19 protein-coding genes and 1 riboswitch are annotated in these 20,804 nt (G+C 67.9%); of the genes, 11 read left to right on the plus strand and 8 right to left on the minus strand.

The features are described 5' to 3' along the window. Positions 1 to 10 precede the first annotated feature (10 nt). On the plus strand, positions 11 to 493 hold the full coding sequence (locus tag ACLJOO_RS20230; protein WP_410788763.1) for a GNAT family N-acetyltransferase: 483 nt from the start codon (positions 11 to 13) through the stop codon (positions 491 to 493). A 92-nt stretch (positions 494 to 585) separates the two neighbouring features. On the opposite strand, the gene ACLJOO_RS20235 is transcribed toward ACLJOO_RS20230, so the two are convergent. The 7 genes from ACLJOO_RS20235 to ACLJOO_RS20265 all read right to left on the minus strand — a co-directional run bounded on the left by ACLJOO_RS20235 (position 586) and on the right by ACLJOO_RS20265 (position 9,084). Then, complete coding sequence (locus ACLJOO_RS20235; protein ID WP_410788764.1) at positions 586 to 1,464, minus strand: hypothetical protein; 879 nt, start codon at positions 1,462 to 1,464, stop codon at positions 586 to 588. Between the two features lie 476 nt (positions 1,465 to 1,940). Beyond that, the gene (locus tag ACLJOO_RS20240) at positions 1,941 to 3,380 is read right to left on the minus strand and encodes a diguanylate cyclase domain-containing protein (protein WP_410788765.1); all 1,440 of its coding nucleotides are present in this window, start codon (positions 3,378 to 3,380) and stop codon (positions 1,941 to 1,943) included. A 92-nt stretch (positions 3,381 to 3,472) separates the two neighbouring features. After that, the gene (locus ACLJOO_RS20245; RefSeq protein WP_410788766.1) at positions 3,473 to 4,228 is read right to left on the minus strand and encodes a sugar phosphate isomerase/epimerase family protein; all 756 of its coding nucleotides are present in this window, start codon (positions 4,226 to 4,228) and stop codon (positions 3,473 to 3,475) included. A 15-nt stretch (positions 4,229 to 4,243) separates the two neighbouring features. Then, positions 4,244 to 5,059: a sugar phosphate isomerase/epimerase family protein gene (locus tag ACLJOO_RS20250; RefSeq protein ID WP_410788767.1), complete on the minus strand. Its 816-nt coding sequence runs from the start codon at positions 5,057 to 5,059 to the stop codon at positions 4,244 to 4,246. Beyond that, on the minus strand, positions 5,056 to 6,210 hold the full coding sequence (locus ACLJOO_RS20255) for a dihydrodipicolinate synthase family protein (protein ID WP_410788768.1): 1,155 nt from the start codon (positions 6,208 to 6,210) through the stop codon (positions 5,056 to 5,058). Before ACLJOO_RS20255 ends, ACLJOO_RS20250 begins: the two co-directional genes overlap by 4 nt. Beyond that, entirely contained in the window at positions 6,210 to 7,370 is a 1,161-nt protein-coding gene (locus ACLJOO_RS20260) for a Gfo/Idh/MocA family protein (protein ID WP_410788769.1), read from the minus strand. The genes ACLJOO_RS20255 and ACLJOO_RS20260 overlap by 1 nt, the downstream gene beginning before the upstream one ends. A gap of 310 nt (positions 7,371 to 7,680) precedes the next feature. Next, on the minus strand, positions 7,681 to 9,084 hold the full coding sequence (locus ACLJOO_RS20265) for an FGGY family carbohydrate kinase (protein WP_410788770.1): 1,404 nt from the start codon (positions 9,082 to 9,084) through the stop codon (positions 7,681 to 7,683). 117 nt (positions 9,085 to 9,201) lie between these two features. Here ACLJOO_RS20265 and ACLJOO_RS20270 point away from each other — a divergent pair, with 117 nt between their 5' ends. Genes ACLJOO_RS20270 through ACLJOO_RS20300 form a run of 7 tightly spaced genes read left to right on the plus strand, consistent with a single transcriptional unit; the run spans position 9,202 to position 16,042 of the window. Continuing rightward, positions 9,202 to 10,095, plus strand: coding sequence for a nucleoside hydrolase (locus tag ACLJOO_RS20270; RefSeq protein ID WP_410788771.1), 894 nt, complete (start codon positions 9,202 to 9,204; stop codon positions 10,093 to 10,095). Next, on the plus strand, positions 10,092 to 11,384 hold the full coding sequence (locus ACLJOO_RS20275) for an ABC transporter substrate-binding protein (RefSeq protein WP_410788772.1): 1,293 nt from the start codon (positions 10,092 to 10,094) through the stop codon (positions 11,382 to 11,384). Before ACLJOO_RS20270 ends, ACLJOO_RS20275 begins: the two co-directional genes overlap by 4 nt. A gap of 2 nt (positions 11,385 to 11,386) precedes the next feature. Next, positions 11,387 to 12,286 (plus strand): carbohydrate ABC transporter permease, encoded by a 900-nt coding sequence (locus tag ACLJOO_RS20280; protein ID WP_410788773.1) that lies wholly within the window; start codon positions 11,387 to 11,389, stop codon positions 12,284 to 12,286. Next, entirely contained in the window at positions 12,283 to 13,179 is an 897-nt protein-coding gene (locus tag ACLJOO_RS20285) for a carbohydrate ABC transporter permease (RefSeq protein WP_410788774.1), read from the plus strand. The genes ACLJOO_RS20280 and ACLJOO_RS20285 overlap by 4 nt, the downstream gene beginning before the upstream one ends. Before the next feature lie 9 nt (positions 13,180 to 13,188). Then, positions 13,189 to 14,184, plus strand: coding sequence for a sugar phosphate isomerase/epimerase family protein (locus tag ACLJOO_RS20290; protein ID WP_410788775.1), 996 nt, complete (start codon positions 13,189 to 13,191; stop codon positions 14,182 to 14,184). Next, complete coding sequence (locus ACLJOO_RS20295; protein WP_410788777.1) at positions 14,181 to 15,080, plus strand: transketolase; 900 nt, start codon at positions 14,181 to 14,183, stop codon at positions 15,078 to 15,080. Before ACLJOO_RS20290 ends, ACLJOO_RS20295 begins: the two co-directional genes overlap by 4 nt. After that, positions 15,077 to 16,042, plus strand: coding sequence for a transketolase family protein (locus ACLJOO_RS20300; protein WP_410788778.1), 966 nt, complete (start codon positions 15,077 to 15,079; stop codon positions 16,040 to 16,042). Before ACLJOO_RS20295 ends, ACLJOO_RS20300 begins: the two co-directional genes overlap by 4 nt. On the opposite strand, the gene ribB is transcribed toward ACLJOO_RS20300, so the two are convergent. Continuing rightward, on the minus strand, positions 16,026 to 16,640 hold the full coding sequence (gene ribB, locus ACLJOO_RS20305; RefSeq protein ID WP_410788779.1) for a 3,4-dihydroxy-2-butanone-4-phosphate synthase: 615 nt from the start codon (positions 16,638 to 16,640) through the stop codon (positions 16,026 to 16,028). The two genes, ACLJOO_RS20300 and ribB, sit on opposite strands and share 17 nt — an antisense overlap. Positions 16,641 to 16,727: 87 nt before the next feature. After that, positions 16,728 to 16,861: riboswitch (FMN riboswitch) on the minus strand. Positions 16,862 to 16,909: 48 nt separating this feature from the next. On the opposite strand from ribB, the gene ACLJOO_RS20310 reads away from it, so the two are divergent. The 3 genes from ACLJOO_RS20310 to ACLJOO_RS20320 are packed head-to-tail and all read left to right on the plus strand — an operon-like array spanning position 16,910 to position 20,710. Further along, positions 16,910 to 18,364 carry a DUF4038 domain-containing protein gene (locus ACLJOO_RS20310; RefSeq protein ID WP_410788780.1) on the plus strand — a complete coding sequence of 485 codons (1,455 nt, stop codon included), beginning with the start codon at positions 16,910 to 16,912 and terminating at the stop codon, positions 18,362 to 18,364. Between the two features lie 29 nt (positions 18,365 to 18,393). Next, complete coding sequence (locus tag ACLJOO_RS20315) at positions 18,394 to 19,371, plus strand: sugar-binding transcriptional regulator (RefSeq protein WP_198682755.1); 978 nt, start codon at positions 18,394 to 18,396, stop codon at positions 19,369 to 19,371. Continuing rightward, the gene (locus ACLJOO_RS20320) at positions 19,361 to 20,710 is read left to right on the plus strand and encodes a threonine/serine exporter ThrE family protein (RefSeq protein ID WP_410788781.1); all 1,350 of its coding nucleotides are present in this window, start codon (positions 19,361 to 19,363) and stop codon (positions 20,708 to 20,710) included. The genes ACLJOO_RS20315 and ACLJOO_RS20320 overlap by 11 nt, the downstream gene beginning before the upstream one ends. Positions 20,711 to 20,804 lie beyond the last annotated feature (94 nt).

The raw sequence follows: 20,804 nt of genomic DNA on the forward strand, positions 1-20,804 counted from the left end.
GATAGGCGGTATGCAGACCGACGAACGCATCCGCCGTGCCCGGCCGGAGGACATCCCGGCGATCGTGGAACTGGTGTACGCACTCGCGGAGTACGAACGTGCCCCCGAGGAATGCCACCTGACCGCGGACCAGCTGCAGACCGCCCTCTTCGGCGACACCCCCGCCGCGTTCTGCCACGTAGCCGAACACGAGGGCGAGGTAGCCGGCTGCGCGATCTGGTTCCTCAACTTCTCCACCTGGCGCGGCGTCCACGGCATCTACCTAGAAGACCTCTTCGTCCGCCCCGAAACCCGAGGCGCCGGCCTAGGCAAAGCCCTCCTCACCGCGCTAGCCCAGGAATGCGTCCGCAACAACTACGAACGCCTCGAATGGTCAGTCCTCAACTGGAACACCCCCGCCCTCAACTTCTACAAATCCCTAGGCGCCAAACCCCAAGAAGAATGGACCACCTACCGCCTAACCGACGACCCCCTCAAGGCACTGGGTTCGTAACCTAAGAAGACCGCGGCGACCCCACGCGCCGCGACACACGACTCCTCCGCCGCCGCGCTACGCGCCGCTCCCAGCCACCCAACGACAAGCGCTCATGAAGCAGGGTTCGTGAGGAACCGCTCCCGCAGCTCGACCAGCAGTTGCCCCTTGTCCGCAAACGGTTGTGTTGCGAACCAGACCGTTTCGACGGCGGCCTGGAACGGATCGTCGTTGAAGGTTGAGCTGACCACGGTCGTGGTGTTCTCGATGGGTTCGCGGTTGTCGAACCACCCGTGTGCCTGGAGAACGAGCTGGGCTGTCGCGTGTGGCTCTGTCCGCGGCTCGACCGGTGGTGGCCCATGGAGGGTCTCGAACCAGTCGGCGCCGTGGTCCATGCGATCCAGTACGCCGGCGATCTGCTCGGTGCCGGCGTACCCGGCCTCCTCGCACGCGCGTCGCGCTGCCCACCGCGCGATTGAGCGCAGGGTGTGCGGGTCGGTTTGCTCGAGCGCATCCACCAAGGCCCGGTCCAGCGCCGACAACTCCCGGCCGTGTGGCGCGCCCTCCATCCGCTCACTCGGCAACGCCCCACCCCAAGCCGCCGCGTATTCTGCGAGCCGTAGCTCCTCGGCCTGACGGGCCTTCTCCTGTTTCTGCTCGGCCAACTCAGCCGGTGTCGGCTGTTCGCGGGCGAACTTGTGCCAGTACGCCGCCTGCTTGCTGGTCTCCTTCACCACCCGATCCGGCGCAGGCCGCGCCGGCCAGAACTGCAGGAGATACCGGTCAACCAGCGGATCGTCGTCCATCGGCGGCCCGGCCTGGTGACCAGCGTCCATGTTCCAAGCGGAGTACCGCACGCGGTAGTCCACCTGCGGCTCCAGCTCCAGCGGCCACGGTCCACTGCCTCCGCCCCAGGAGACCAATGCCGCGTCACCGATCGGCCGGTACGCCGCCTCGACGACGTCCTCCGCGCTGTACTCGACCGAGGGCATCCTGTCGTGAACCTCGACCGAAAACTCGACCTTCCCCGTGTGCAGCCCAGTAATCAAGAACAACTTCCCCGCCACCGCCGCCCCACACAACCCGTTCCGCTGCCCAGCGAAGCATTCGCCAAGGTCGGCGTAGTTTTCCGCGCTCTCCACATAGATCTGTCCGTACGCGACCCACGCAGGCCCCGTCATAACTGTCCGCATGATGCTCCCCCAGGTCCTACGGCTGCCCGCCACGACAGTTCACGCCGAGTCGTGGCGTTTGGTAGGCCCTCGAAACCGCGAGTCGTGAATCGAGGCTGTAGGTGAGCGCCAAATCCCACGACTCGACGGCCCGGTTCCACCGACGGACCTGGCAACGAACGGTTGTCCCCTCGAATGGTGGGTTCTCTGCTGGTGTACGAGGGGAGGACCCCCAACACGAAGGGTTATCCAACCCCGTGCCCGAGGCCGGCCGCCCAGCGAGCCCGCCCCAACATCTAGTCGCGGCGGTTCTTTGCGGTGTACATGGCTTGGTCGGCCTCGTGGAGGAGGGTGTCTAGGTCGGTGGTGGTGGGGGTGATGGGGACGGTGCCGACGCTGGTGGTGACCTGGACGGCGATGTTGGGGAGGGGGCGGCTGACGGCGGTTTCGAGGCGGGTTATGAGGGTTGTCAGATCGTCGCCGGTGATGTCTTCGGCCAGTACGGCGAACTCGTCGCCGCCCAGCCGTGCGACGGTGTCGCCGTGGCGGACCGCCGTACTGAGGCGGGTGGCGATTTCGCGGAGGGCGCGGTCGCCGGCCTCGTGGCCGTAGCCGTCGTTGACGAGTTTGAAGTGGTTGAGGTCGCAGAACAGCAGGGCTCCGGGGCGGCCGGTGGCGCGGGTCTGTTCGAGGACCTTCGCGAAGCGGTGCTGCAGGAGGCGGCGGTTCGGTAGGCCGGTGAGCGGGTCGTGCGCGGCGTGGTGGCGGAGTTCGCGCTCGGCGTCCTTGCGGGCGGTCACGTCGTCGATCTGGACGAGCAGGATCCGCGGCAGCCCGGCGCCTTGCGTGACGAGCGCCGCCGTACCGGCGAGCCAGATCGCGTTGCCGCTCGGCTGCGTGAACACCCGCTCGAAACGGTACGTACCGTTGCTAGCGGCAACCTCTTCCAGCTCGACCCGGGTCTGGTCCGGCTCCTCGTCCCGCAGGAAGGTCACCAGGCGTGTCCCGAGCAACTGGTCCGGGGTGTAGCCGGTGATCCGGCAGAACGCGTCGTTCACCCGCAGGATCCGGCCCAGCTCCGGCCCGTCGAACGCGACCGTCGCCATCCCGTTCCCGGCGCCCTCGAAGACCAGCCGGAACGTCGCCTCGCTCGCCTCCAGCCGGGTCTTCTCGGCCAGCAGCCGATCGGTCAGCCGCGCCTTGTCGATCGCCAGCCCGGCCTGGGTCGCGAAGATCTCCAGCAGCTCACGATGGATCGGACCGGGCCGGCGCTGGTCCTCGGGCAGGTCGACCGACAGCATCCCGACCAGGTCGCCGTCGGACGAGTACAGCGGCGCGAACAGCGCGTCCAGCGGGTGCCAGGCATCCGGTGCGTCGGACACCGGTACGTCGGGCACCCAGCCGGTGACCTCACCCTCCGGGAGCCGCTCGTGCGGCACGAACCGGAGCTTGCCCCACGCGTCCGCGATCGCGAACTCGGCGTCGAACAGGTCCGCCGCGCTCACCTTCCCGAGGAGCGCCGCCCGGGCCTCCGGGGACCCGGCGACGGCGATCACCTCGAACTTCCCGTCCGGGTGCCGCAGGTTCAGTACGGCGATGCCGAAACCGAGCCCGTTCACGACGCCGTCGACGACAGCCTGCAGCGTCTCGGCAAGGCTGCGCCCGGCGCCCATCCGCGCACTCACCTCGTACAGGCGTCGGACGGCAGACAGCCGGACCGCGGGCTCGTTCTGCACCCGTCGAGAATAGGCCGATTTCACCAGGCGTGAGCAGACGTATCCACAGCTGACCCGGTTAAGCGTTTGTTGTCACAGGCCCGGAGCAGGATTCAGTACCGAAGTTCGGTCAGTCCGCGGTAGCTGCGTTCGGCCGAGCGCCAGGCGTCCGTGGGCTTGTCGTGCTCGACCAGGTACTGCTCCACGCCGCCCGACTCCGCATGCGCGAACATCGCGCCGAAGTCGAGCTTCCCGGCTCCGACGTCCTCCCAGGACCCGTCCTCGGCCATGTCCTTGACGTGCAGCGCCGGGAACCGGCCCGGGTGCTCCTGGAACAGCTTCGCCGGGTCGTGCCCGCCGTCGACCGCCCAGTACAGGTCCAGCTCGAACCCGAGCAGCTCCGGGTCCACGCCCAGCAGGATGTCGTACAGCACCTGCCCGTCGACCTCGTCGAAGTCCCGTCCGTGATTGTGGAACAGCAGCTTCAGCCCGGCGTCCCGCGCGACCTTCCCGGCCTCGGTGAACGCGGCCGCGGCAGTCTTGAAGCCCTCGACCGAATGCAGCTCAGAAGGAATCGACGGTATGACGGCCCACTGCGCCCCAAGCGTCTTCACGTCGGCCAACGCGCCGGCCCAGTCGTCGCTCAGCCGCTTGTACCCGACGTGCTCGAGCACGATCGACAGCCCGGCGTCGTCCGCGAACCCACGGATGTCCGCCGCATTGTGGTCGAACCGCCCACTCACTCCCACCGTGCGGTACCCGATCCCGGCGAGTCGCTTCAGCGTCCCCGAATAGTCCTCGGCCAGCACGTCCCGCATCGTGTAGAGATGCATCCCGATTCCGTCGGCAGGAATGGTCCGGTCAGTCATACAGCTAGCTCCTTGTCAGAGAACGTGTTCCTGATACCTCGCCAGCGCCAGGTCGAAAACCTCCTGTCCCGGCGCGTCCCACAGTTGCTGGTTGAAGATCTCGACCTCGATCGGCCCGTCGTACCCGGCCGCGTCGCAGGCCTCGCGTAGCCGGCGCAGCTCGATCGAACCGTCGCCCATCATTCCGCGCCCGAGCAGCGTGTCCTCGGGCAGCGGGACCACCCAGTCGCTGACCTGGTACGACACGATCCGCTCACCGGCCCGCTCGATCTGCCGGTACACGTCCGCGTCCCACCACAGGTGGTACGCGTCCACGATCACGCCGACCTGCTTCGCAGAGAACTGTTCGGCCAGGTCGAGCGCGCCGCCCAGCGACGACACCACGCACCGGTCCGAGCAGAACATCGGGTGCAGTGCCTCGACCGCCAGCGTGACACCGCGTTCTTCGGCGTACGGCGCCAGCTCGGCGAGCCCGTCGCGCACCATGCCGCGGGCGCCGTCGAGGTCCCGTGATCCGGCCGGAAGTCCGCCGCTGACCAGCACGAGAACCGACGTACCGACCGTCGCGGCCTCGTCGATCGCGCGCCGGTTGTCCTCGATCTTCGCCTTCCGCTCGGCCGGGTCGGTCGATGTGAAGAACCCGCTGCGGCACAACGACGAGACCTTCAGGCCCGCGTCCGCGACCAGACGAGCGGCCTTCACGACGCCGTACTCCTGGATCGGCTCGCGCCACAGCCCGATCCACTCCAGACCGGCCTTCGCGCTCGCGCCGACGACGTCCTCGAGCGGCCAGTACTTCGTGGTCGCCTGGTTGAGGCTGTACCTGTTCACGCGTCGATCCCGCTCACGCGCAACAGCTGCCGGCACCTGTTGACGGCCAGTTCGGGATTCGTCAGTACGCCGGCCTGGTCCGCGAGCCGGAACGTGTCCGCGAGATGCGGCAGCGACCGCCCGGTCTGCAGGCCGCCAACCATCGTGAACCCGGGCTGGAACCCGTTCAGCCAGGCCAGGAAGGCGATGCCGGTCTTGTAGTAGTACGTCGGCGCCGAGAAGATCTGCCGGGCCAACGGGACCGTCGGCGCGAACACCTTCTCGTACGTCTCCAGGTCACCGTCGTCCAGCGCCTTGAGCGCAGCAGCCGCCGCCGGGGCGATCGCCGCGAAGATCCCTAGCAGCGCGTCGCTGTGCCGTACGCCGTCTCCTCGAATCAGCTCCGGGTAGTTGAAGTCGTCGCCCGTGTAGAGCCGAACGCCTTCCGGTAGACGATTGCGCAGGGCAACCTCTTTGGCGGCGTCGAGGAGCGAGATCTTGATGCCGTCGACGGTGTTCACGTTGTCGTTGATCAGTTCGACGACGGTGTCCACGGCGGAGTCGAACGATCCGCTGCCCCAGTACCCTTCCAAGGCCGGGTCGAACATGGGCCCCAGCCAGTGCAGGATGACCGGGCGGGACGACTGGCTCAGCAGCCGGTCGTACACCTTCCGGTAGTCGTCGGGCGAGCCCGCCGCGGCGCACAGCGCCCGGCTCGCCATCATGATCGGCTGGGCGCCGACGTCCTCGGCAACAGCCAGCTGCTCCTCGTAGGCCCCGATCACCGCATCAAGGGAAGCGGTGGCTGGTCGGCCGGCGAGTTGGTCCGTGCCGACGCCGACGGCGATCCGTCCGTCGGGTGCCTCTGCGGCCGACCGCCGAATCAGTTCCTGCGTGGCAGCCCAGTCGAGGCCCATCCCACGTTGCGCGGTGTCCATCGCCTCCGCGACCGACAACCCGAGCGACCACAGATGCCGCCGAAACTCCAGCGTGTGCTCCCAATCGATCACTGCCGGCGCGCCGGGCGAGTTGTCACCCAACGGATCCGCAACAACATGCGCCGCCGCGAACGCCAACCGCGAACGCGCCGGCGAATAGGTGCCCTGAGCAACCGGCTGACCGACGAGGCGATACTTCTGTAGTCCGCCTTCAGCAGGAAGGTTCAGTTCCATCAGTTGGCCTTCAGACTCAGCTCGGGCACCTCGAGCTTGCGGCCCTCGTGCCAGGACTTGAGTCCGAGTTCGGCCAACTGAACGCCCTTGGCGGCCTCGACGAAGTCCCAGGTGAACGGGGTGTCGTCGACCACGTGCCGCAGGAACATCTCCCACTGGACCTTGAACCCGTTGTCCATCGGCTCGTTGTCCGGCACAGTCGCCCACTGGTCGCGGAACTTCTCGGTGACCGGCAGATCCGGGTTCCACACCGGCTTCGGCGTCGCGGAGCGGTGCTGGGCGCGGCAGTTCCGCAGACCGGCGACCGCCGACCCCTCGGTCCCGTCGACGTGGAACTCGACGAGCTCGTCGCGGAACACCCGCGTCGCCCAGGACGAGTTCAGTTGCGCGATGATCCCGCCCTCGAGCTCGAACACGCCGTACGCCGCATCGTCCGCGGTCGCGGCGTACTTGTCGCCGTTCTCGTCGACCCGGGTCGGGATGTGCGTCGCGCCCTGGCAGTACACCGACTTCACCGCACCGAACGTCTGGTCGAGCACGTACCGCCAGTGGCAGAACATGTCCAGGATGATGCCGCCGCCCTCTTCGGACTTGTAGTTCCAGGACGGCCGCTGCGCCTCCTGCCAGTCGCCCTCGAAGACCCAGTAGCCGAACTCGCCGCGGACCGACAGGATCCGGCCGAAGAACCCGCCGTCGACCAGCCGCTTCAGCTTCCGCAGGCCGGGCAGCGACAGCTTGTCCATCACCACGCCGTTCTTCAGGCCGGAGTCGATGACCAGCCTGGCCAGGTCGACGGCCGCGTCCAGGCTCTCGGCGATCGGCTTCTCGCAGTAGATCGCCTTGCCGGCCTCGACCGCGGCCCGGACGCCCTTCTCGCGCAGCTGGGTGAGCTGCGAGTCGAAGTAGATCTCGACGTCCGGCGCGGCCAGCGCCTCGGCCAGGTCGGTGGTGTACCGCTCCAGGCCGTACTGCTCGGCGATCCGGCGCAGCTTCAGCTCGTTGCGGCCGACCAGGATCGGTTCGGGGATGATCATGGTTCCGTCGGCAGCGGGGATTCCGCCCTGCTCCCGGATCGCCACGATGGAGCGCTCGAGGTGCTGGCGCAGGCCCATCCGGCCGGTGACGCCGTTCATCACGATGCCGATGCGTCGCTCGTTCACAGTCTCGCCTCTCGCGCTCGAGTGTCATGAACCGTCGAGGCGTCCGCAGGCACGCCTCCATCCGAGCCTTGGAAAGGGCTTTCCGCAGCCTGTGACCGTAACCATAGGTGTGCGAAAACCTCCCGTCAACCTGAAACGGAAAGCGATCTCCAACCCTCAGCCTCCACCGCCCTGGAGCCCCACCACTCGCGGGAGCTGCAGCTGGACAGTACGTATACGTCCACTACCCACGCCCGCACCCCAGTCACCCGCCTGAGGTGGCGGACAGTAGACGTGTACGTACTGTCGACCTGCAGAAGATCCGAAGCGATCAGGCTGGGCTGACCCGTGCCGAGGCGACCGCTCGGGCCCATTCGGCTCGACGCCGGGCGCGACCGTCTGTGTCGGGGCAGGGCTCGAACGTCCGGAAGGACCGCTTCCCGGCCCAGCCGGTCGTCTCACCGAGTGTGGTCCACGCCAGCTCGGCCACACCCAGGGCAGAGATCTCAGGTACGTCGGCAGCCTCGACCGGCTGACCGAGCAGATCCGCCTGCGTCTGCATGAGCAGGTCGGACACCGTCGCGCCGCCGTCCGCGCGGAGACTGCTGAGTGTTCCGGGGATGGTGTCCGTGATGTCGCAGATCTGATGAGCGACCGCGTCAACAGCGGCCCGCGCGATGTGCGCCCGCGTGGTCGAGCTGCTCATCCCGGTCAACGCCGCCCGCGCTTCGCGGTCCCAGTGCGGTGCCCCAAGTCCCGCGAAGGCCGGCACCAGTACGACGCCCTCCGCCGACGGGACCGTCGCCGCGAGCGCCGTCAACGCGCCGACATCCGGCAGGCCGAGGAGATCCGCCGTCCAGGCGAGCGCGGCCCCGGACGACACGATGTTGCCTTCCAGCGCGTACATCGGCCGATCGGTCAACCAGGCGAGCGTGCACCCGCTCGGGACGAAGCCGGCGACCGGCGTCATCACCGACGAGCCGGTGCCGTACGTCGCCTTCGCCATCCCCGCCTGCGTGCAGCCCTGCCCGTACATCGCAGCGTGTGAGTCGGCCAGCACGGCAGCGATCGGGATGCCGTCGGCGAGTCCTGGTACGCCGTTCGTGACTCCGAAGCCGGCGTTCGATGGTCGTACGTCGGGGAGCGCTGCTCGAGGGATGTTGAACGCTTCGAGCAGTTCCGTTGACCAGTCGAGCTCGAGTGCGTCGTAGAGCAGGGTTCGGGAGGCGTTCCCGGCCTCGGTCAGGTGCTCCTGGCAACCAGTCAGTCGATGGATCAGCCAGGCGTCGACGGTGCCGACGTACGCGTCGGATCGGTCGAGGAGCCAGCGCATCTTGGGGGCGGAGAACATCGCGTCCACGCGCAGTCCGGTGCGGCGGCGGACCAGGTCGTCGACGGTCGAGGGGAGTTGGGCGCACCACTCGGCGGTCCGTACGTCCTGCCAGCCGAGGACAGGTCCGACCGCCTCGCCCGACCGGTTCCAGCCGACGACGGACTCCCGTTGAGTCGAGAGCCCGATCGCGACGACCTCAACCTCCGCAGAGCTCAAACAGGTAGTGATCGCGGTGAGGACGCTCTGCCACAGGTCGGTTGCGTCTTGTTCGACCCAGCCTGGGTGTGGTGTGGCGAGGGCGACCGGGGCTGAGCCGGTCGCTAGGACCTGGCCGTCGGCGGTGACCAGGGCGGCTTTGGAGTTGGTTGTGCCCTGGTCGATCGCGAGTACCGCCTGGACCATCCGGCCCTCCAAGTTTCAACTGAGGTCTTGACGAGACTCTAGCGCCGTGGTGACACTCATGGCGACAGGCTATGCAGTACTGAATATCTATTCGCACGAGACGCTGGAGGGGCGCGAGTGAAGCCGAGTAGACGCCGGGTGATCATCAACACCGATGCCAAGAACGAGGCGGACGACCAGTTCGCGATCGTGCACGGGCTGCTGTCGCCGACCTTCGACGTCCGCGGCCTGATCCCCGCGCACTTCGGCACCCACCGGTCGGACCGCAGCATGGAGGAGTCCCGCGAGGAGATCGACCTGCTGCTGGACCTGATGGACCTGACCGGCCAGGTCACCGTCTCGAACGGCGCGGCGACCGGCATCCCGGACGAGCAGACCCCGCTCGACTCACCCGGCGCGCAGCTGATCATCGAGGAGTCCAAGCTGGCCTCCGAGGGCGATCCGCTGTTCGTGTCGTTCCTCGGCCCGCTCACCGACATGGCGTCGGCGATCCTGCTCGACCCGGAGCTCGTGCACCGGAACGTGATCGTGGTCTGGATCGGCGGTCGTGGCTACAACGGCTACGCGGCCGACCACCGGATGGAGTTCAACCTGTCGAACGACATCCACGCCGCCAACGTGGTGTTCGGGTCCGGGATCACGGTCTGGCAGGTCCCGAGCGACGTCTACTCGAAGGTCTCGGTCAGCTACGCGGAGCTCGAGGAGAAGATCGGCGACGCCGGTCCGCTCGGCAAGTACCTCATCGAGCAGCTGATCGAGTGGAACGCGACGTACCACGGCGAGCCGATCGAGTCCCGCTCCCTCGGCGACTCGCCTGCGATCTCCCTGATGCTCTACCCGCACAGCGGCAACTTCCGGACCCGTCCGGCGCCGCGCTTCGGTGTCGACGGGTGGTACCTGCCCGGCACCGACAACCCCATCCAGGTCTGCGAGCAGGTCGACGTCCGCTTCCTGCTGGAGGACATGTTCGCCAAGATCCGCCGCTTTGCCCGTCAAAGGAGCACGCAATGAGCAACGTCACCCGCCGGGGATTCCTCGGTCTCACGTCCGCCGCCGCACTCGGCGCCGGTCTGTCCGCCTGCACCGGCGGCGGTACGTCGACCGGCGGGGGAGCCACCCAAGCAGCGTCGAACAACCTTCGCCTGTTCACCTACGAGGGTGAAGCGCTGCTCGCCTTGCTGAAGGCGCAGGTCAAGAAGTTCGACGAGCAGAACGGTACGACCACGACCGTGGACAGCCTGCCCGGGTCGGGTGCGGCGGTCTATCCGGACAAGCTGCGCACGGAACTGCTCGGTGGCAAGGGCCCGGATGTCTGGCGGATCTGGGGCGGTCAGATCGGCAGTCCGTTCGCGAAGGCGAAGCAGGCCCTCGACCTGTCGCCGTACTACTCCAAGTACGGATGGGACTCGAAGATCAACACCACGGCCATCGGCGGGATGACGTTCGACGGCGTGAAGTCCGGCGTACCGTTCGTGTCCCTCGGGATCGGTGCCTGGTACAACAAGTCGATGTTCGCCAAGGCGGGCGTGAGCGCTCCGCCGAAGACGTACGCCGAGCTGGAGGCGGTCAACGACAAGCTCGTCGCGGTCGGCGTCACGCCCTGTGGGCTCGGCGGCAAGTACGGCTGGGACATCATGCGCCTGTTCGAGTACCTGCTCGAGCACACCGCCGGCCCGGAGCTGCACGACAAGTTGCTGACCGGCGCCGAGAGCTGGGACCGGCCCGAGGTGGTCGAGGCGTTCACGTTGTTCAAGAAGTGGCAGGACAAGAAGTGGCTGCCGGAGGGTGCACTCGGCCTCGACCCGGCCGACATCGAACCCGGGTACGTGCAGGGCAAGGTGGCGTACACGATCACCGGACCATGGACCGAGGCGGCCGCGATCCTGGCCGCGAAGAAGAGCCCGGCCGGCTTCGGCGCCTTCGAGCTGCCGACCGACAAGTCGCCGGCCCGGCACTCGGGCTTCGTCGAGGGCTACATGATCAACGCCAAGTCCGGAAACGCCGACAAGGCCGCGGCGCTGATCGACTTCCTCGTCCAGCCGGCGACGCAGAAGGCGCTGCAGATCAGCGCCTCGACGGTCAAGGGCGCCGAGCCCGACCCGAAGGCGCTGCCGCTGTCGGCGGAGTGGGCGCAGAAGTACGGGGGCAACCCGTTCTACACGATCCAGGACCAGGCGTTCCCGAAGAAGCAGGCCGACCAGTACTTCAGCGTGCAGAGCGATCTGCTGCAGGGCTCGGTCAAGCCGGACGCGGCGGCGAAGAAGATGCAGGAGATCGTCTCCGCCTGGGCGAAGAGCTGAGCATGGCAACGACAGTCGCGCTCTCCAAACCCAAACGCGGCGGCCGCTGGTCACCGTGGCTGTTCGCGCTGCCTGCGCTCATCGTGTATGTCGGGTTCCTGGTGTACCCGGCGGTGTCGTCACTGTGGTTCAGCCTGACCAACTGGGACGGCCTGAGCGCGACGTACAAGTTCGTCGGCCTGGACAACTACCTCAAGATGCCCAGTGACCCGGTCGTCGTGACCGCGGTGAAGAACAACCTGATCTGGACCGTGGTCACGATCGCCGTACCGACCGTGATCGGTCTGCTGCTGGCGATGGCGCTGAACGGGAAGGTGCACGGCAAGCCGATCCTGCGGCTGATCTTCTACACGCCCGCCGTCCTGCCGCTCGTGTCCATCGCGAGCATCTGGGGCTGGCTCTACAACCCGCAGTACGGCGCGATCAACTCGTTCCTGCGGCTGATCGGGCTGGACGGACTGGCACAGGCCTGGCTCGGGCAGGACTCGACCGCCCTGTGGGCCGTGATGGTGCCGGCGATCTGGTTGCGGACCGGCTTCCCGATGCTCCTCTACTTGGCCGCCCTGCAGAGCATCCCGAACGAGCTCTACGAGGCCGCGACCGTCGACGGCGCGACGAAATGGCAGCGGTTCTGGTACGTGACGATGCCGAGCCTGCGGCCGGCGCACTACATCGTGCTGGCGCTGTCCCTGATCGACTCGTTCAAGGTCTTCGACATGATCTACGCGATGACGTACGGCGGTCCGGGTACGTCGACGCAGGTGATGGGGACGTGGATGTACTTCAACGTCTTCCAGTACTACCAGGCCGGCTACGGCACCGCGATCGCCGTCGTGATCACCCTGGTAGCGATCGCAGTAGGCATCCCCTACGTCCGCTCCCAGACGAGGGAGGCCTCATGACCGCCATAGCCCCAGCCCAGGTGACCGCTCCCGCCTCGGCCACCGCCACCGAACCCGTCAGTTCTGGACCCAAGGGGCGTCGCGGCCTGGTGCTGACGCTCGTTCTAGCAGTGATAGCCCTCTTCTGGATCTCGCCGCTGGCCCTGCTGGTGATCACCGCCGTCCGCCCGCTCGCGGACTTCATCGGGAACGGGCCGTTGTCCTGGCCCGATCAGCTGACCTGGGAGAATTTCAAGGACGCGTGGGGGATCGGCAACTTCGCGACGACGTACAAGAACAGCGCGATCCTGGCCCTGATCAAGGTGCCGCTCGGGGTGCTGGTGTCCGCGATGCTCGGGTTCGCGCTGGCCAAGCTGCGGATGAAGTTCCGCCGGACGGTGATGTTCACGGTGTTCCTCGGGCTGACCATCCCGATCTACATCACGATCGTCCCGGTCTTCATCATGATGCGCTCGGCCGGTGCGACCGACAGCATCTTCGGGCTGATCGGGCCGTACCTGGCGTTCGGCATCCCGTTCGAGGTGCTGGTGCTGCAGTCGTTCTTCCGGCAGCTCCCGGACGAGATCATCGAGGCCGCCCGGGTGGACGGCGCCGGCGACTGGCGGGTGTTCTTCACGATGATCCTGCCGCTCTCGGTCCCGGCCCTGGTGACCGTGGCGATCCTGGACGCGGTCGCCACCTGGAACGAGTTCCTGTTCGCGCTGATCCTGCTGAACTCGGACGCGCACAAGACCATCCCGGTCGGGCTGCTGAACTTCCAGGGCCAGTTCGCCAACAACAACACCGGTCTCGCGGCGGGCATCCTGATCGCCGTGGTGCCGATCCTCATCGCCTACACGCTCCTGCAGCGCTGGATCGTCGGCGGACTCACCGCCGGCTCGCTCAAAGGTTAGGAACCAAAGATGACTGATCTGCCGGTTTTCGGCGCAGGTATCTGGCACTTCGCAACGTACAAGGACCGCTACGCCACCGACGGGTACGGCGAACCCGTCGGGCTGCTCGAACAGATCGACCGGGCCGGTGCCGTCGGCGATCTGTCGGTGGTCGACCTGAACTGGCCGTTCGCCGGGTACGACGGCACGCTGGACGACGTCAAGGCGGCCCTGCAACGGAACAACCTGAAGGCGATCGCGATCACGCCGGAGATCTACACCCGCGACTTCGTCAAGGGATCGCTGACGAACCCGGACCCCGCCGTCCGCAAGCAGGCCCTGGAACTGTTGCACCAGGCAACCGAACTTGCCAAGGACCTGGGCTGCTCGTACGTGAAGCTGTGGCCGGGCCAGGACGGCTGGGACTACCCGTTCCAGGTGAACTACCACGACATCTGGAACCTCGCGCTGGACGGGCTCAAGGAACTGGTGAGCGCGCATCCGGACATCAACTTCGTGATCGAGTACAAGCCGCGCGAGCCGCGGGTGAAGATCATCTTCCCGAACGTCGCCCGGACGCTGCTCGGCATCGAGAAGATCGGTCTGCCCAACCTGGGCATCCTGCTCGACTTCGGTCACTCGCTGTACGGCCAGGAGACACCGGCCGACGCGGCGCAGCTGGCGATCGACTACGGCCGGCTGTTCGCGATCGACGTCAACGACAACCTGCGCGGCTGGGACGACGACATGGTGGTCGGCTCGGTGCACCTGGTCGAGACCTTCGAGTTCTTCCACACGCTGCGCAAGAACAACTGGGAGGGCGTCTGGCAGCTCGACCAGTTCCCGTTCCGCGAGGACAGCGTGCAGGCCGCGAAGCAGGCGATCACCTTCCTCAAGGCGATCCACCACGCGCTCGACGTACTGGACGACGAAGCCCTCGCCGCCGCACAGGCCTCGCACGACGCGCTCGCCGCGCAGAAACTGGTCCAGAAGGTGCTGCTGAGTTCGATGGCGGAGATCGTATGACGCTCACAGTCGAGCACGCCACGATGCCGGTGCGCGGACGACTACCGATCCATTCCAGTCGCGCCGAGCAGGTCGCGCACATCGCCGAAGCCGCCAAACAGATCCGGATCCAGGACCTCACGCTGGTCCACCACGCCGGCGCCGGGCACATCGGCGGCGACTTCTCCGCGATCGACATCCTGGCCACGCTGTACGGCGCTGTGCTCGACATCTCGCCCGCGACGGTGAACGACCCCGAGCGGGACCGTTTCATCCTGAGCAAGGGGCACGTCGCGGGAGCGCTCTACACCACGCTGGCGGCGTTCGGGTTCCTGCCGGTCGAGGACCTCGCGACGTTCCTCAAGCCGCTGTCCGCGCTGAACGGGCACCCGAACCGGAACAAGGTCGCCGGCGTCGAGGCCAACACCGGTCCGCTCGGGCACGGCCTGCCGGTCGCGGTCGGTCATGCCCTCTCGGCGAAGCTCGACGTCTCGTTGCGCCGTACTTATGTGCTCGTCGGTGACGGCGAGCTGCAGGAAGGCTCGAACTGGGAGGCGATGATGGCGGCCTCGCAGTACCAGCTGGACCGGCTGACCGTGATCGTCGACCGGAACCGGCTGCAGCAGGGCGCGACCACCAAGGAGACCAACGACCTCGACCCGTTGCCGGAGAAGGCGGCCGCGTTCGGGTTCGCGGTGGTCGAGGTGAACGGTCACGACCACGGCGAGCTGCTCGACGTGCTGTCCGCCGTACCGTTCCGGCCGGGCAAGCCGACGTTCGTGATCGCCCACACGCACAAGGGGCACCCGATCTCGTTCATGAGCAACAACGTCGCCTGGCACCATCGCGTGCCGGACGCCGCGGAGTACCAGCAAGCACTGACAGAATTGGCGCGCTACGACAGGGGTCGGCTGTGACGATCATCCACACCTCGATTGCCGACCAACCGCGGTACGACTGCCGGGACGCGTACGTCGAGACGCTCGCCGAACTGGCCGAGGCCGACCACCGGATCGTTGGCGTGGTCAACGACTCGGTCGGGTCGAGCAAGCTGAACAGCTTCCGCAAGGCGTTCCCGGACCGACTGATCAACGTCGGCATCGCCGAGCAGGACATGGTCGGCGTCGCGTCCGGGCTGGCCAACGGCGGCCGGATCCCGTTCGTGTCGGCGGCGTCCTGTTTCCTCACCGGTCGCGCGCTCGAGCAGATCAAGGCCGACGTCGCGTACTCGAACACCAACGTGAAGCTCTGCGGCATGAGCCCCGGCGTCGCGTACGGCGAACTCGGCCCGACACACCACTCGATCGAGGACATCGCCTGGCTGCGGGCCATCGCGGGGATCAGGATCATCGTGCCCGCCGACCCGATCGAGACCGCGGCCGCGCTGCGCTGGGCCGCTTCCTCGGAAGGGCCGGTCTTCATCCGGGTCAGCCGGATGAGTGTGCCGAAGGTGTACGCCGACGACTACGAGTTCCAGCTGGGCAAGGCGATCACGGTGCGCGAGGGCAACGATGTCACCGTGATCAGCAACGGGACCGTGCTGTGGCGGGCGCTGGCCGCCGCCGAACGGCTCGCCCAGGAAGGGATCTCGGCCCGGGTGCTGTCGATGCCGACGGTGAAGCCGCTGGACACCGACGCCGTGGTCGCGGCCGCGCGGGAGACGGCCGGCATCGTGACCGCCGAGGAAGCGGTGACCGGCGGCGGCCTCGGCGGTGCCGTCGCCGAGACCGTCGTACAGCATTATCCGGCGCGGGTGTCGATCCTCGGGTTCCCCGAGTTCGCGCCCACGGGGTCGGCCGGCTATCTGCTGGACCGGTACGGCTTGTCCGCCGAGGGCATCGCGGACGCCGCCCGCAAGCTCGTCACGACAGGTAAGTGACCAGGTCGGCGATCGAGATCATCGCGAAGCCATGGGCGTCGGCGAACGTGCGCAGGTCCGCGCCGGCCATCAGCGTGCCGTCGTCGTTCATGAGCTCGCCGATCACGCCGACCGGCGGCAGTCCGGCCAGCCGGACGAGTTCGACGGTGGCCTCGGTGTGACCGGGGCGCTGCCGGACTCCGCCGTCGACGGCGCGCAACGGCAGGATGTGGCCGGGCCGGATCAGGTCCGCGGGCTGCGCCGAGGGATCGGCCAGTACGCGGACGGTCCGCGCCCGGTCCGCGGCAGAGATGCCGGTCCCGACACCGGTCGCCGCATCCACGGACACGGTGTACGCCGTCCGCAGGCTGTCCTGGTTGTTCGGCACCATCAGCGGCAGCTCGAGCCGGTCCAGGATCTCCGGCGCGGCGGGCGCGCAGACGTAGCCGCTGGTGTGACGGACGAGCAAGGCCATCAGTTCGGGCGTCGCGAGGCTCGCTGCGAAGGTCAGGTCGCCTTCGTTCTCACGGTCCTCGTCGTCGACGACCACCACGGGTCGTCCGGCGGCGAGCTCGGTGACGGCGTGTTCGATGGTGTCCAGGCTGGCGACGGTGTTCACGATCGTTGTCCTCTCGGGCAGTGCAACCGATTGGCACTCCGGGGCAACGACAGACATCACGTCCCTGGGCAAGCGGACGTGCAGCTGCCACGTGCGTCTTCCCATCCGGACTTTCACCGTCGGTCCTGGAGTTCCACCAGGTCAACCGCTCCTTCTTGCGAAGTCACGGGTCGCGGACTGTCACCGCCGGCTCGGAATTTCACCGACCCCAGAGCACGTGTGTTCTTCTCACCATCAGCTTAACGGCCAACCAGCATCCCGGGAGTGTCATGTCCATCTCATCCGTCTGGCACGAGATTGAACTGCCGGCAACCGGCGACTGGGTCGAGTTCACACACGAGAGCGGTCTCAAACTCCGGCGGCCGACCTTCGCCGACGGCGGCGAGACGCGGAAGGTCCGCTTCGCCGCGCCGCAGCCCGGTCGGTGGACGTGGCCGGGCGGTGAACTGCAAGTCTCGGATGCTCCAACCGACGAACCCAACCCGTTCTACCGCCACGGCTTCTGGAGGATGTCGCCTAACGGCCGCAGCCTTGTGCACGCCGACGGCACCCCGGCGATCCTCGTCGCCGACACCGCCTGGGCTCTACCTTGGCGCGCCACTCCCGAGCAGGTGCGTGAGTACGCCGCGGACCGACAGTCCAAGGGCTTCAACGCAGTCCTGCTGATGACCGTCCAACCGGACATGCGGGCCGTCGGTCCGCGCGACCGCACCCAGGACGAAGGCTTCGACGTCGGCTTCGAGGACCTCCCGAACGGCCATCTCAACCAGCTGAACGTCGAGTACTTCCAGTACCTCGACGAACTGCTGAGGATTCTCGTGGAGCACGGCATCGTCCCGGTTCTGCAGCCGGTGTTCCAGGGCTTCGGCTGGAAGGGCCTCGACGTCGCCGGCACCGTCGTACCTCCTGAGGAGTACGCCGCCTACTGCCGCTATCTCGTCGCGCGGTACGGCGCGCAACCGGCGATCTATCTCGTCGGCGGCGACGGCTCAGGTGCCGAGCCGCAGACTGCCGCCGGAGGAGCCGAGGTGCAGGCGGCCGATTGCTACGAGCAGCCGACCGGGATCCACTACCGGCCGCACATCCGCGCGCGTGCGCATCAGGACGCCGACTGGCTGGACTTCCAGTGGTGTCAGACCGGGCACACCGGCGAGCACGTGCCGGAGCGGGTCGCGGACATGTGGCGGAACGAGCCGGTGAAGGCGGTCGCGAACGGCGAACCGACGTACGAGCACACCGGCCGGACCGGGGTGGCCGAGGGCTGGTGGCAGGGTCACGAGGCGTGGAGCAACCTGTGCGCGGGCGGCACGATGGGTGTCGTCTACGGCGCGGGCAGTCTGTGGCAGTGGCGGCTGCACGCGGAGGAGCCGGGGCACTCCGAGTTCTTCCTGGCGCCGGGCGCGGGCTGGCGCGGGGCGATCGACTTCGAAGGGTCGACGTACGTCGGACTGCTCGGGAAGATCCTCGACGGGTTGCCGACCACGGACATGGCGCCGGACTGGACCCGGACGATCTCGGGGCGGGCGCTGAGTACGGCGGACGGCGGCCTGATCGTGTACCGCGAGCACGGCGGGCCGGTGATGGTGTTCGACGACACCGTGCCGCTGGGCTACACGATCGTCGATCCGCGGGACGGGTCGGTGGTGGCGACCGGCACCCGGGACACGCCGGGGAGTCCATTGCCTGATGCTGGTGGCGCGCCCAGGGTCTACATCTGCCTATAGTCCATTTGATCGCCACCGAAAGGGGACTCGTGAACAGCAACCGCGCCGTGCGCCAGCCGGGGCTGGACGAGCTGCGGCTGCTCGCGAAGGTGGCGCGGATGTACCACGAGAAGGGCATCCGCCAGCCGCAGATCGCCGCCGAGCTCAACCTGTCCCAGGCACGGGTCTCGCGGATGCTGAAACAGGCCGTCGAGGTCGGCATCGTGCACACCGTGGTGACCATGCCGAGCGGCGTGCACAGCGACCTCGAGGACGAGCTGCAGGGCCGGTACGGGCTGCGCGACGCGGTCGTCGTCGACACCCTCGGCGTGGGGGACGACGTACTGCCCGCGCTCGGCTCGGGCGCGGCGGCGTACCTGGACATGACACTGACCGGCGGGCACGTGGTCGGGATCTCGTCCTGGAGCGAGACGCTGATCAGCGCCGTGGACCGGATGCCGCGCAAGAGCGTGCCGGTGGTGGACAAGGTGGTCCAGATCGTCGGCGGGCTGGGTGACGCCGCGGTGCAGATGCAGGCGACCCGGCTGACCGCGCGGTTCGCCGAGCTGACCGGTGGGATGCCGGTCTACCTGCCCGCTCCCGGGTTGGTCGGGACGCCCGCAGTACGCCGGGCGATGATGAACGACGTGTCGGTTCGGGACGTTCTGGGCACGTGGGGGCAACTCACCGACGCCCTGGTCGGGATCGGCAGCCTCGAGCCCTCGCCGCTGTTGCAGCGCAGTGGGAACGCGGTCGCGGAGGCCGACCAGGACGAGCTGCGCAGGCTCGGTGCCGTCGGGGACGTGTGTTTCCGGTTCTTCGACGAAGAGGGAAAGCTCGTGCGCTCGACGTTCGACCAGCGGGTCATCGGGGTGACCGCGAAGGAGTTGCTGGCGGTGCCGCGCCGGATCGGGGTGGCCGGCGGCGACCGCAAGTACTCCGCGATCCGCGCGGCGCTGCTCGGCGGCTGGGTCAACATCCTGATCACCGACCTCGCGATGGCTCACCGGCTCTTAGATGGAGCCTGACGAGCAGCGGGAGGTCTACGCCACCATCGACTTGGCCTTGCGGGTCGGTGAGGTGCTGCTGTCCAGCGGCGCCGGTACGGCGGACGCCACCGCGACGATCCTCGGTGTCACCGCGGCCGGCGGACTGCGCGGCTGCGAGGTCGACATCACGTTCACCTCGATGGCGGTCTCGTACCAGGAGGCGCCGGACGTCGCGCCCGAGACGCACATCCGGCTGGTCCGCTACCGGTCCCAGGACTTCTCCCGGCTGACCGACGTCGACCGGCTGGTACGACACTTCGCCCGCGGCGACGTGACCCGCGAGGAGGCGTCCCGCGAACTCGCCCGGCTGACGTCGGCCGGTCCGCCGTACCCGCGGTGGAGTGCGGTGCTCGCCTGGGGTGTGATGGCCGGTGGCGCGACGTTGCTGCTCGGCGGCGGCTGGCTGATTACGTTGCTGGCGGTGCTGACCGCGATCGTGATCGACCTGAACAACCGCTGGTTCAACCGGCAGCGACTCCCTGCGTTCTACCAGCAGGTCGCCGGCGCGTTCGTGGCGACCGCGGTCGCGCTGGTCCTGTACGCCGTGCACGCGCCGGTGAAACCTTCCTTGGTCGTTGCCGCCGGCATCATCATGCTCCTGGCCGGAATCGCCCTCACCGGTGCCGTGCAGGACGCGATCACCGGGTACTACGTGACCGCCGCGGCCCGGAGTCTGGAGGCGATGCTCCTGACCGGCGGGATCATCGCGGGTGTCTCGCTGGGGCTCACGCTGGGCCTGAAGTTCGGTCTCAACGTGGGCATCGAACCCCAGACGATCCAGCTGGCGAACCTCCCGATCATGGTGATCTCCGGCGCGGTCATGGCCGTCGCGTTCGCCTACGCGTCGTACGCACCCCTCCGCGCGTTGCTGCCGGTCGCCGTGATGGGCGCACTGGCGTCGCTGATCTTCACCTTGATGACCAGGGCCTCGTTCGGTCCGGCCTGGTCCACTGCGGCCGCAGCGTTCGTCGTCGGCCTGGGCGGCTACTCCAGCGGCCGGCGGACCGGCGTACCGCCGCTGGTCGTGGTCGTCGCAGGCTCGATCCCGCTGCTGCCGGGGCTAACGATCTACAAGGGCCTTTACGAGCTGATGGCCGTCGGCCAGCTGATCGGCATCGTCAGTCTCACGACCGCGGTCGCGATCGGCGTCGCACTCGCCTCGGGCCTGATCCTCGGCGAGTACGTGGCCCAACCCATCCGCCGCGAGGCCCGCCGCCTCGAGGACCGCCTGGCCGGTCCCCGCCTCGTCGGCCCCCGCCGCCCGGTACGACGTCGCTCCGCGCCACGCCGTACCCGTCGCCGACGGGGTGCGGCCTAGGGCACGTCTCCCAATCCCACGCCTACTGCGCGGCACTCGGCACGGCACCTCGCCGAGCACCTGCTCGCGACGGCGTGGGATTGGGAGACGCACC

Origin of the sequence: Kribbella sp. C-35, from assembly GCF_046549195.1 — a bacterium.
GTDB lineage: Bacteria > Actinomycetota > Actinomycetes > Propionibacteriales > Kribbellaceae > Kribbella.

Coding starts and splice junctions, on each gene's coding strand:
- ACLJOO_RS20320 (WP_410788781.1), top strand. CDS start 19,361: ATGGAGCCTGACGAGCAGCGGGAGGTCTACGCCACCATCGACTTGGCC.
- ACLJOO_RS20230 (WP_410788763.1), top strand. CDS start 11: ATGCAGACCGACGAACGCATCCGCCGTGCCCGGCCGGAGGACATCCCG.
- ACLJOO_RS20235 (WP_410788764.1), bottom strand. CDS start 1,464: ATGCCCTCGGTCGAGTACAGCGCGGAGGACGTCGTCGAGGCGGCGTAC.
- ACLJOO_RS20295 (WP_410788777.1), top strand. CDS start 14,181: ATGACGCTCACAGTCGAGCACGCCACGATGCCGGTGCGCGGACGACTA.
- ACLJOO_RS20290 (WP_410788775.1), top strand. CDS start 13,189: ATGACTGATCTGCCGGTTTTCGGCGCAGGTATCTGGCACTTCGCAACG.
- ACLJOO_RS20280 (WP_410788773.1), top strand. CDS start 11,387: ATGGCAACGACAGTCGCGCTCTCCAAACCCAAACGCGGCGGCCGCTGG.
- ACLJOO_RS20245 (WP_410788766.1), bottom strand. CDS start 4,228: ATGACTGACCGGACCATTCCTGCCGACGGAATCGGGATGCATCTCTAC.
- ACLJOO_RS20265 (WP_410788770.1), bottom strand. CDS start 9,084: ATGGTCCAGGCGGTACTCGCGATCGACCAGGGCACAACCAACTCCAAA.
- ACLJOO_RS20275 (WP_410788772.1), top strand. CDS start 10,092: ATGAGCAACGTCACCCGCCGGGGATTCCTCGGTCTCACGTCCGCCGCC.
- ACLJOO_RS20255 (WP_410788768.1), bottom strand. CDS start 6,210: ATGGAACTGAACCTTCCTGCTGAAGGCGGACTACAGAAGTATCGCCTC.
- ACLJOO_RS20285 (WP_410788774.1), top strand. CDS start 12,283: ATGACCGCCATAGCCCCAGCCCAGGTGACCGCTCCCGCCTCGGCCACC.
- ACLJOO_RS20310 (WP_410788780.1), top strand. CDS start 16,910: ATGTCCATCTCATCCGTCTGGCACGAGATTGAACTGCCGGCAACCGGC.